Source organism: uncultured Leifsonia sp. (assembly GCF_945957465.1).
Taxonomy (GTDB): Bacteria; Actinomycetota; Actinomycetes; order Actinomycetales; family Microbacteriaceae; genus Leifsonia.
Map to the genome: position 1 here is coordinate 1 of NZ_CAMFLC010000077.1, position 11,191 is coordinate 11,191.

At 69.8% G+C, this 11,191-nt stretch carries 10 protein-coding genes; 3 read left to right on the forward strand and 7 right to left on the reverse strand.

Annotated elements, in window-relative coordinates:
- Window positions 1-144: 144 nt before the first annotated feature.
- The 6 genes from Q0Q23_RS18840 to Q0Q23_RS18865 form a co-directional block, all read right to left on the reverse strand.
- Window positions 145-579, reverse strand: a complete 435-nt coding sequence (locus Q0Q23_RS18840; protein ID WP_295127929.1) for a hypothetical protein — start codon at window positions 577-579, stop codon at window positions 145-147.
- 102 nt (window positions 580-681) lie between these two features.
- Window positions 682-2,610 carry a cellulase family glycosylhydrolase gene (locus Q0Q23_RS18845; RefSeq protein WP_295127932.1) on the reverse strand — a complete coding sequence of 643 codons (1,929 nt, stop codon included), beginning with the start codon at window positions 2,608-2,610 and terminating at the stop codon, window positions 682-684.
- Window positions 2,611-2,633: 23 nt separating this feature from the next.
- Window positions 2,634-3,473, reverse strand: a complete 840-nt coding sequence (locus Q0Q23_RS18850; protein ID WP_295127935.1) for a carbohydrate ABC transporter permease — start codon at window positions 3,471-3,473, stop codon at window positions 2,634-2,636.
- On the reverse strand, window positions 3,466-4,449 hold the full coding sequence (locus tag Q0Q23_RS18855; protein WP_295127939.1) for a carbohydrate ABC transporter permease: 984 nt from the start codon (window positions 4,447-4,449) through the stop codon (window positions 3,466-3,468). The genes Q0Q23_RS18850 and Q0Q23_RS18855 overlap by 8 nt, the downstream gene beginning before the upstream one ends.
- 72 nt (window positions 4,450-4,521) lie before the next feature.
- Complete coding sequence (locus Q0Q23_RS18860; protein WP_295127942.1) at window positions 4,522-5,826, reverse strand: ABC transporter substrate-binding protein; 1,305 nt, start codon at window positions 5,824-5,826, stop codon at window positions 4,522-4,524.
- Window positions 5,827-5,983: 157 nt separating this feature from the next.
- The gene (locus Q0Q23_RS18865; RefSeq protein WP_295127945.1) at window positions 5,984-7,000 is read right to left on the reverse strand and encodes a LacI family DNA-binding transcriptional regulator; all 1,017 of its coding nucleotides are present in this window, start codon (window positions 6,998-7,000) and stop codon (window positions 5,984-5,986) included.
- Between the two features lie 167 nt (window positions 7,001-7,167).
- On the opposite strand from Q0Q23_RS18865, the gene Q0Q23_RS18870 reads away from it, so the two are divergent.
- Together Q0Q23_RS18870 and Q0Q23_RS18875 are read left to right on the forward strand one after the other, a co-directional pair.
- A complete protein-coding gene (locus tag Q0Q23_RS18870) occupies window positions 7,168-8,586 on the forward strand; it encodes an FAD-binding oxidoreductase (protein WP_295127948.1) in 1,419 nt (472 codons plus the stop codon).
- Between the two features lie 148 nt (window positions 8,587-8,734).
- Window positions 8,735-9,061 (forward strand): cupin domain-containing protein, encoded by a 327-nt coding sequence (locus Q0Q23_RS18875; RefSeq protein ID WP_295127951.1) that lies wholly within the window; start codon window positions 8,735-8,737, stop codon window positions 9,059-9,061.
- A 7-nt stretch (window positions 9,062-9,068) separates the two neighbouring features.
- Here the strand turns inward: Q0Q23_RS18875 and Q0Q23_RS18880 are convergent, their stop codons facing one another.
- Complete coding sequence (locus Q0Q23_RS18880; RefSeq protein WP_295127957.1) at window positions 9,069-10,676, reverse strand: PucR family transcriptional regulator; 1,608 nt, start codon at window positions 10,674-10,676, stop codon at window positions 9,069-9,071.
- A 93-nt stretch (window positions 10,677-10,769) separates the two neighbouring features.
- Here Q0Q23_RS18880 and Q0Q23_RS18885 point away from each other — a divergent pair.
- On the forward strand, window positions 10,770-11,191 hold a 422-nt coding region (locus Q0Q23_RS18885; protein WP_295127954.1), incomplete at its 3' end, for an aldehyde dehydrogenase family protein.

Here is an 11,191-nt window from a genome sequence, read left to right on the forward strand (position 1 = left end):
GAGGTCTACGACTTCCTCGAGCGCCACGCGCCGGCCTCCGGACCGGCGGCCGCGGGGCGCCCAAACGCCCCTAAACCGGCGGTTTAGGGGCGTTTAGGCGCCCCTCGGCGGCCCTTCGGCACGCGTCGGCAGGAGGGCGGCCGATCAGATGTCCTTCATGATCCACTTGTCGACATGCGGGGCGTCGGCGGTGCCGGACATGGAGCAGATGATGGCGATCGAGCCGACACCTTCGATCGGGTGGGCCGGAGCGACGGCCACGATGACGAACGTCTTCCCGTCGCCGTCGGTCTGCAGTGTGGTGGTCTCCGAGAACGGGCGGATCGACGACCCGTCGTTCTTGTCGACGTACTCGGTCTGGGCGACCTGCGCGCAGGCGTTCCACGCACTGCGGGCGTCGAGCGGCGCGGGCGTCGCCGGCGTCGACGACGTCGTTGCAGCCGACGCCGCGGCGGTCGGCGACGCGGCCGAAAGCGTCTCGGCCGGCGCCGGCCCCGACGAACAGGCACTCAGCGTCACGGACACGAACAGTGCGCACGCGAGAGCAGACGACGCCGCTCGATTCCCCCGATTCGACATGCGCACACCCTACCAGTCCAGTACCACGAGGGGCTGCTGAGGGGCGCCCAAAGGCCCTCAAAGCCGGGTTTTGGGGGCGTTGGGGCGCCCCTCGGCGGCCCCTCAGTCGAGCACGAGCTCGCGGACGGCGACGCCGTAGGGGTCGAGCGTCAGCTCGGCGGCGGGCTCGCCCGTCAGCGTGCGCAGCTCGCCCGCCACCTGCGGCCGAACGGTGGTCGGCGTCGGGTGCTGCGAGACGAACACGACGAAGCGGCGGCCGTCGTCGTGGACCAGCGTGTCCACGAACACACGCGGATCGTCGAGGCGCACATCGCGCTCGACGTCGGCCAGTTCGGCGAGCGCCGCGTACAGTCTCCAGGTGTCCTCCGGGTTCGCTCGCGCCCGCGCGGACGCGAAGAACTCGATCGGGTAGGTGCAGAGCACCGCACGACCCGCGCCATGCTCCTTCACGACGATCGCCGGGCGGCCGTGGGCGTCGACCGCGACGACCGTGCCGGAGGTCGCCCGCACCGGCAGGAACGTCCTGCTGTTCTCGCTCCCCGCCGCCGGGAAGAACAGGGTCGCGCCGGTGGGCAGGCCCGCGAAGTCCTGTACGAAACGCAGCGTCGCGACCTCGTCGGTCACCGGCTCGGCCAGGCCGTAGGAGCTGTCCATCCGCACACCGAACAGCTCCTCGGTGTTGGTCCACCACGGTCCGCGCTGCACCCCGCTGTCGCCGTGGGAGTACGAGGCGTAAACGGTCGCTCCGCCGCGCGCGAGGTCCTCCAGCTGCAGCCAGGAGGTCGCGCAGAGCTGCTTGACCGACGGCAGCAGGTAGAGTCCGTAGCCGGCCGGGATGCCGCCGTCCTCCCGCTCACGGACCACGGCTACCGGGATGTGGGACTCGTGCGCCGCGAGATAGGACTGCTCGCCGGTGACAACGATGTGTGCGCGCTCGGCCTCCTGGGTGAACGGGTAGTCGGCCTCCAGGTGCGAGGGCACCACGATGGCGGCGTCGACGGGGCTGCGCCGCGCGCGGGGCAGGTCGATCGCGGCCAGGTCGGCGGCGAACCGGGCCAGCTCGCGCAGCGGCGGCTTGGGGGCGCCGGTGCGGTCGGTGATGCCGAAGTGCATCTCGAACGGGTGGTGCGAGTACGGCCGCTGATCGGCGAGGTCGTCGTAGTCGGTGTTGTTCCACGCGATCCACCCGGTCGCGCCGGCGAGGAGCGTCGTGTACAGCAGCAGGCGGTAGTAGGACGCAGCACCCTGGTCGGAGACGAAGTCGCTGGTGAGGCCGAACTCCTCCATGATGACCGGGAGGCCGCCCACGCCCGCCAGCTCGGCGATGTAGGCCGCCTTGAGGTGCTGCCGGGTCTGGTCGCTCTCCATCCGGTAGACGTGCGGTCCGACGAAGTCGGTGTAGCGCGCGAGGTCGCGCACCGAGAAGCCGTTGTCGTGGCCGGTGGTCTCGATGCCCCAGGCGCCGTCGCCGACGGACACCGGCTGGGTGCCTCCGCCCGCCCGCACGGCGTCGACCAGCAGCGACGCCCAGGCGTCGACGATCGGCCGTGGCGCTTCGCCGCCGTAGATGGGCACCTCGTTCGTCAGCAGCCAGCCGGCGATCGCGGGATGGGCCGCGAACCGCGCCGTGAGCTCGCGGACGTACCAGGCCTGGCGGCCGACGAACCAGACATCCCGGTAGAGGTCACGCCCCTCCCGCCAGGCCGGATCCCAGTTCTCGCCCGACATGTGCCCGACCAGGAAGGTCGGAACGGTCGTCATCCCCGCCTCGGTGTGCGCGTCGAGGAAGTCGGCGAAGTTGGCCAGGCACTGCTCGTCGAGCGTGTCGGGTGTGGGGTGGAAGTCGGGCCAGTAGAAGAACGACCTCGTCATGTTCAGACCGTGGTCGGCCAGCACCCGCAGCTCTTCTCGGAGGATGGCCGGGTCGTAGCGCTTCCACATCAGCGGGCCTCCGGTGCGCGACCAGAAGTTCGCTCCCAGCCAGACGACGGGAGCATCGCCGACCGTGAGAACAGGAGATGGACGATCCATGCTTCCTTCCGGGGTGCGGGGGCTCACTTGACCGCCCCAGCGGTGAGGCCGGCGACGAAGTTGCGCTGCAGCAGCAGGAACGCGACCACGATCGGGATCGACACCACGAGGGAGGCCGCCATGATCTGGTTCCAGTAGACGTTGGTCTGGGTCGAGTAGAGCTGCAGGCCGACCGCGAGCGTCCGGTTCTCGTCCGTCGTCATCACGGATGCGAACAGCACCTCGCCCCAACTCGTCATAAACGAGTAGATCGCGACGGCGATCAGGCCGGGCCGCGCCGCCGGGAGGACGACGTGCCAGAGCGCGCCCATCGGCCCGGAGCCGTCGACCTTGGCCGCCTCGTCGAGCTCGCGCGGGATGCCGTCGAAGTAGCCCGCGAGCATCCAGATCGAGAACGGCAGCACGAACGTGAAGTAGGTGATGATCAAGCCCCACCGGGTGCCGACGAGCTGGATGCCGACCGCCTGGTTGATGTTGACGAAGATCAGGAACAGCGGCAGCAGGAACAGGACGCCGGGGAACATCTGCGTGGAGAGCACGGTGGTCGTGAACACGTTGCGGCCCTTGAACCGGTAGCGCGACACCGCGTACGCGGCGAACACCGCGATGACCAGGCTGATGAGCGTCGCCGCGCTCGACACGATGAGGCTGTTGACGAAGTACGACGCCAGCGGCACGGTCGTCCACATGTCGATGAACGGCTGGAAGGTGATGGTCTGCGGCCACCACGTGAACGCGCCCTGCACCTCCGACAGCGGCTTCATCGACGAGGTCACCATCACGTAGAGGGGCACCACCGTGAAGATCGTCAGGAAGACGACGACGACCCAGCGGAAGACGTGAGAAGAACGGGTTTCACGCATCGCGGTTCCTCCGGTTGACGGCGAGCAGGTAGACGCCCGTGACCACGAGCAGGAACAGCAGCAGGAGCACGCTCATGGCGGCGCCGGAGCCGAAGTTCCAGGTGAGGAAGGAGGCGTTGTAGATGTGGAACGAGATCAGGTCGCCCGCCGCCGGCTGCGCGGTGCTGCCGAACAGCACGTACGGCGTGTTGAAGTCGTTGAACGTCCAGAGGAACATCACGAGCAGCAGCACCGAGTTGACCGGGCGCAGCATCGGCACGGTGATCGAACGCCACTGCCGGAACGGCCTGGCGCCGTCGACGGCGGACGCTTCGTAGACGTCCGAGGGGATGGACTGGAGTCCTGCCATGAGCATCAGGAAGGCGAACGGCCACAGCCTCCAGATGGCGACGACGACGATCGCCCAGAAGGCGTTGCCGCCGATCAGCCAGAACGGCTTGTCGCCCGGGAGTCCGAGGTTGTCGAACAGGAAGTGGTTGATCGCGCCCGTGTCCTTCTGGAACATGAACTTCCACGTGATGATGCCCGCGTAGAGCGGGAGGGCGTAGGGCACGAGGAACAGGGTGCGGAAGAGCGCGCGGCCCCGGAAACGGCCCTGGAGCGCCACGGCCGCGGCCATCCCGAGGACCCACGAGAGCCCGACCACCAGGATGGTGAAGCCGACCGTCACGAAGAACGACTGCAGCAGGCCCGCTCCCACCGAGCCGTTGAAGTCGAGCGCGACCTGGTAGTTCTTGAAGCCGACGAAGGGCGCCTCGCTCCAGTTCGCGATGAAGAACTTGGTGAGCTGCAGGAAGCTGATCCAGATGCCGGTGAGCATCGGCACGACATGGATGAGCAGCTCGAAGATGATCGCGGGCGCGAGCAGGACGAACGGGAGCCACCAGCCCTTGGGGCGCTTCCGTCTCGGTGCGGGCGGAGCCGGGGCCGGCTTCTGCGCGGCCGCCGGTCCGCGGACGTCTGTCGTCGTCGACATGGGTCTCCTTCAGGTGGTACGTGCTCGCCGGGCGGGATGCGCACCCGCCCGGCGAGCGTGTCATTCAGAGCGTCAGCCGCCGATCGACTGCTTGACCTGGTCCTGCGCCGTCTGCAACGCCGACTTGATGTCGGAGCCGGAGACCGTGCCGCCGGTGGCGATCTTGGCGAACATGGCGTTCATCGCCTTGCCGACGGTGTTCTCGAACTGGTCCTCCGCCGGCACCAGCGGCAGAGGCTTGGACATCTCGTTGTAGATCTTCTGGAACGTGGCGGCCTCGTCCGCGTTGTCGGTGAAGTTCGGCTTGGCGCCCTTGAGCACCGGAAGGGTCGCGTACGGCTTGCCGAGCGTGGACTGGACCGACTCGCTCGTCATGTACTTGACGAACTCCAGGGCGGCGTCCTTGTTCTTGGTGTTCTTGAAGATCGACAGGTTGATGCCGGCGACGTGGCTCGCGACGGGCTTGCCGCCTGCGGGCGCCGGGAACGGCACGACCCCGTACGCATCGGACTTCATGCCGTTGGCGTTGATCGACGAGTCGGCGTTGTTCTGGCTCAGGATCATCGCGACCTTGCCGGTGGCGAAGTCGTTGACCGCCTGGACGCCGTTGTCGTACTGCGCGTTGGAGGTGTTGACGACCTTGTCGGTCTGCATCAGGTCGAGGTAGCGCTTGATGCCGTCGACGTTCGCCGAGGAGGTGAAGGTCGGGTTGCCCTTGCTGTCGAACCACTCACCACCGTTCTGCGCGGAGTTGATGAACGCGAAGTGCGCGTTCTCGGTGTAGCTGCCGGCCGCGAGCGAGAAGCCGTACTGGGTGCCGTTGGTCAGCTTCTTGGCGTCGGCGACCAGCTCCCCCCAGTTGGTGGGAGGCTGCACCCCGGCGTCCGAGAACATCTTCTTGTTGTAGTACAGCCCGTACGCGAGACCGTAGAGCGGGACGCTGGTGGGCGTCTTGCCCGCCGCGCCCCCGGTGTCGAGGGCGGTCTTCACGAACTTGTCGCTGCCTCCGATCGCCTTCATCTCACTGTCGCCGAACGGCAGGAAGGCACCGGTGGCCTGCAGCGAGGCCGCCCAGGTGTTGCCGATGTTCAGCACGTCGGGCCCCTGCCCGGAGGTGACGGCGGTCTGGATGCGCGTCTGCAGATCGTTCCAGCCGATCACCTCGAGCTTGACCTTGACGCCGGTCTTCTTGGTGAAGTCGTCCAGCACCGGGGTGAGGACCTGCTTGTCGTTGGCGAGGCTGGTTCCCTGGTTGCTGGCCCAGTACGTGATGGTCGATCCGCTGGCCGACGATGTCGAACCGCTGCTGCTGCAGCCTGCCGCCACGAGCGAGATCGTGGCCGCCAGCGCTGCCGCGGCGATGACGCGTTTCCTCATTGTGACTCCTTCGTCTCTTGATGGGCGCTTGCCGCTCCCGTCCCCGGGGAGCGCACGTCGCGCCACCGCGACTATAACTGAACCGGTTCAGTAATTCCAAGCGTTGACGGCCGCGGAATCGGGTGTATATCGGATACGTTTGCGAGACACGTCGGGCTCAGCGTCGACGCGCGCGCACGCTCGTCGACCGCACGATCAATTCGGACGGGCGGGCCGCGTGCGTCGGAGTCACGACGCCGGCGAGCCCGTCGAGCAGCATCCGGGTGGCGCGCCTGCCCTGCTCCTCGGGGAAGCGTGCCAGCGCGGTCAGCGGACGCGACCCCAGCCGGCAGATCAGCGAGTCGTCCCAGCTCACCAGGGCGACATCCTCCCTGCCGTGCCGCGACAGCGCGACCTGCGCGCCGAGCGCGAGCAGGTCGTTCGAGGTGACGACGGCCGACAGGTCGGGGTCGTCGGCGTGCGCTGCCGCGATCCGCTCGCCGGCCTCCATCGAGTAGTCGGACGGCTCGGAGACCGCCTGCATGCCATGGTCGGCCGCGAAGTGCGCGATCGCCTCCGCGCGCTCCTGCTCGTGCTCGAACTCGTCCGGCCCCTGGATGTGGAGGATGCGGCGATGCCCGAGCGCGTGCAGATGATCCACCAGCATGCGCGCATCGCCGCGCGCGTCATAGAGCAGGACGCGGCCCGGCGCCACCCGCTCGTCGTTGCCGTGCAGCACGAAGGCGAGACCCAGTTCGTCGAGCAGCGCCGGCCGCGGATCGCCGACCACGATGTCGAACAGCATCACGCCGTCCACACGTCGCTCGGCGCTCCACCGGCGGTAGGCGGCGAGGTCCTGCCCGCCGGAGCCGCCGACCATCCTCAGCAGCAGCGACTGGCCGCTCTCCGCCAGTTCGGCCTCCACACCGGCCAGCAGGCTCATATAGTACGGTTCGGTGCCCAGCAACCCCGGGTCGCGCCGCAACACGATCCCGATCGCATCGGACCGCGCGCGGGACAGAGCGCGCGCGCTCGAGCTGGGATGCCAGCCGAGCTCCTCCGCCAGGTCGAGCACGCGCCGGCGGGTGTCGTCGCTCACACCCGGCTGTCCGTTGAGCGCGTACGAGACCGAGGCCTTGGACAGCCCGAGCCGGTCGGCGAGGCCGCCGATCGTCACCCGCGTCGCTGACACCATCGCCGCTCCCTTCGCACGCCGGACTGGGCAAGGTTACCGCGGACTGAAGCGGTTCAGCGCGCACGAAAACGCCGGACGCTTTGCACGGAGCCACCTCGGATTCCTGACGAACGGGCGGCCAGTGACCGGCGAGAATTGACGGAACCCGTCTCCAGGAAAGGTCTCACGTGCCCAGCACTGTGTTCGAACGTCAGCGTCCCGACGCCTCGGTCGTCGCCCATGCGCTCGCTCCCGCGCGGCAGCAGGTGTACTGGATCGAGGACGCCCCCAGCGACCCCTACCCCCGCCTGACCGGGGATATCAGCTGCGACCTCGCCGTCGTGGGAGGGGGCTACTCCGGCCTCTGGACGGCCCTGCTCGCCAAGCGGGAGAACCCGGAGTCCCGGGTCGTGCTGCTCGAAGGCAGGCGCGTCGGCTGGGCGGCCTCCGGGCGCAACGGCGGGTTCTGCGAGGCGAGCCTCACGCACGGCGACGAGAACGGACGCAGCCGGTTCGCGGAGGAGTTCGACCTCCTCCAGCAGCTCGGCATGCAGAACCTCGACCAGATCGAGGCCACCGTCGCCGAACTCGGCCTCGACGCAGAGTTCGAGCGCAACGGCGCCATCGACCTGGCGACGGAGCCGCACCAGGTGGAGTGGCTCCGGGAGGCCGCCGCCGATGGCGGCGCCGCGAGCGGTGTCCGCTTCCTCGACGCGACAGCCGTGCAGGCCGAGGTGCACTCCCCCACCTATCTGGGCGGCCTGATCCGCACCAGGGATTCCGCGCTCGTCCACCCCGCCAAGCTGGCACGGGCACTGGCCCGTGCCTGCGAGGCCGTCGGGGTGGAGCTCTTCGAGCACAGCCCGGTGCAGGGCATCGGCGACGGCACGACGCTGTACACGCCCGACGGCGTGGTCCGCTCGAAGCGCACGGCGTTGGCGACCAATGTGTTCCCGAGCCTGCTGAAGCGCAACCGGCTCGCCACGGTCCCCGTCTACGACTACGTGCTGATGACCGAGCCGCTCACGGCCGAGCAGCTGGCCTCGATCGGCTGGTCGGGACGCCAGGGGCTCGGCGACTCGGCGAATCAATTCCACTACTACCGGCTGACCCGGGACAATCGCATCCTCTTCGGCGGTTACGACGCGATCTACCATTTCGGCGGTCGCGTCCGCGAGCGCTATGAGAACCGGCCGGAGACCTTCCGCCGCCTGGCGAGCCACTTCTTCACGACGTTCCCGCAGCTCGAGGGGCTCACCTTCACCCATCGCTGGGCCGGCGCGATCGACACCTGCAGCCGCTTCTGCGCGTTCTTCGGCACCGCCCGCGGCGGCACGGTGGCGTACGCGACCGGCTACACCGGCCTCGGCGTCGCCGCCACCCACTTCGGCGCGCAGGTGATGCTCGATCTGCTGGCGGGTCGTTCGACGGAGCGCACCGAACTGGCGATGGTCCGCAGCCGGCCGCTGCCGTTCCCTCCCGAGCCCGCTGCGGCGATCGGCATCAACCTGACCCGCTGGTCGCTCGACCGCGCCGACCATCGAGGCGGGGAACGCAACCTCTTCCTCCGCACGCTTGACGCCGTCGGGCTCGGCTTCGACTCGTGAGCGCGGCATCGGCGCCGCGTTCGCTCCTCTCCTGCCAGAGAGGACATCGCTGTGACAGCAACCACCGTGCCCGTCGTCTCCGCCGCGGAGACGGCGAAGACCCCGGCGAGCGCGTGAGAGCGCCGCGAGACACCCGAGGAGGACGACGATGGACATCCTGAACGAGACGGTGAGCGTGCCGGCGCTCGGGCTTCCGCTCGCGGCGGTTCCCGGCGACGGGCTCACCGCCCTGGCCGAGCTCGGTCGCTTCGGCGGCCTGGAGATCGGCGTCTGGGAGATGGCGCCGGGCACCGCTGCCGACGTCGAGGCGGACGAGGTGTTCGTCGTCATCGCCGGACGCGCAGACGTGGAGTTCCCCGAGACCAGGCGCCGACTGACGCTCGGAGCCGGCGACGTGGTCCGCCTGACGGAAGGCGACCGCACGGTCTGGACCGTGCACGAGACCCTGCGCAAGGTCTACCTGGCGCGCTCCTGACGCCGGCTCAGCCCCGGACGCGGCGCGCCAGCACCGCCGTGTGCAGCGCGCCGATCGTCTCCCCGTCATCCAGGTCGAGGCCCAGCAGATCCTCGATCAGTGCGATCCGCTGGTAGAAGACCGACCGCGAGAGGTGGCTCGCCGCCGCCGCGCGCGTGCGATTGCCCGGGTGGCTGAGGTAGGCGCGCAGCACCTCCACGAGGTCGCCGTCGTTGGCGAAGTCGTACTCGATCAGTGGGCGCAGCATCCGCTCGGAGTACTCCTGCAGCCGGGGGTCGTCGCCGAAGGCGGTGACCAGCCGCAGCAGGGGGCGGCTCTCCGCCCGCTGGACCACCGCGTGGCGGCCACGTCCGCCCGCGCCGCGACCGCTCAGCTCCACGGCCTCCTCGATCGAGGAGAGCAGCCCGGGGATGCCGCGGGCGTCGGACCCGACGCCCACGACCGCGGCGTCACCGCGCGCAAGCGCGTCCGCGACCGCGTCGGCGGCGGAGTGTCCGGCCCGCGCCGAGACCGCCAGCACCAGGAGCCCGGGGGCCGACGGGTGCGCCGCCGCGATGGCGAGCGCGCCCACCGCGGTCGCGGCCTCCACCGCACGCGCGACGGCGCCCTCCTCGACGCGGCCGGAGCGGCTCCGAACCGCCACACCCGCGAGCACGCGTCCCGCGACGGGGAATCCGGCGGCCTCGAAGCGCGCGGCCATTCCGCCGTCCCGAGCGAACCGGCGCCCGAGGAGAGCTGCGAGCAGCGCGTCGTGGCTGCGCCGGATCCACTCGTCGTCGTCGCGGTCGGCCAGCCGGCTGAGGGCGAGCGCGACCGCGGCCTGCTCGAGCACACTGGAACGACCGGCCGGATGCGGTTCGCCGGGGAGGGCGACGAGATGCCCCCATCGCATCCCCCGCGCCTCCACCGGTGTCAGCGTCCAGCCCGGCTCGCCCACCCCCCGGTGCGCCGCGCGCGACCGTTGCTCCCAGCGCTCCAGCTCAGCCTCCCCGTCGCCGACGTTCTCGGCCACGAGCACCTGATGGCCCGTGTCCTCCAGCACTACCGGGCAGCCGAGGGCGCGGGCCGCCTGCGCCACGATGAAGTCGGCGGGACTCCCGCGCAGGCTGAGACCGGTGAAGAGCTCCCGGATCTCGTCGCGCGCGCGCAGGGCGACGGTCTGGTCGTCGATGATGCGTGCGTGCACGGCCTCGGTGATGGCGACGAACCGCGCCTCGCGGTGCAGGACGACGAACGGCAGGCCCGCCGCTCGGAACTCGTCGACGAGGGGCTGCGGCGCGACCGGGGTGCGGTCGCCGAGCTCCAGCACGAGGCCCGCGATCTCCGCCTCCGCGAGTTCCCGTCCGAGGCTGCGGAGGCCGCGAGCGTCGCGGGGCCAGCCGAGGCCCGTCGCGAGCAGGAGCTCGCCTCCCGAGACGAGCCGCGCGACGTCCGCGGTCTCCGCCACATGGACCCACCGCACCAGCACGTCGAGGCCGCCCTCGCCGGCGAGCACCTCGGGCAGGGCGTCCGCCATCGGGTCCATGCGCAGGATCTCCCTGACGGTGGGGAGAAGGAGGCGCTCGCCTCCCGGACGGAATGTATTGTCTTGCCCGAACGCCCGACGATCTGGCATCACCGATCGCTCCTCTGCTCTGTGATCATGGGGATTGCAAGCCTACTTCCCCGCCGGGCATTCCGTCCGGCTCAGCAGCTCCAGGAGGACCTCGTGGCCCTGATCCGCCACTACGTGAACGGTGAGGAGACCGGCGAGCCGGCACGCCTCGGACCGGTCTTCGACCCCGCAACCGGCATCCGGCAGCACGACGTCGCGCTGGCCTCAGCCGCCGAGACGGAGGCCGCCATCGCTGCCGCCAAGGCCGCCCTGCCGGGGTGGCGCGCGACGAGCCTCACCAAGCGCGCCGACGTGCTCTTCCGCCTCCGCCATCTGCTCACCGAGCGCCGCGACGAGCTGGCCGCCATCGTCACGAGCGAGCACGGCAAGGTGCTCTCCGACGCCGCGGGCGAGATCGGCCGCGGGCTCGAGAACGTCGAGTTCGCCTCCGGCCTCATCGACAAGCTCAAGGGCGAGTACAGCGAGCAGGTCTCCACCGGCATCGACGTGCACAGCGTCAAGCAGCCCGTCGGCGT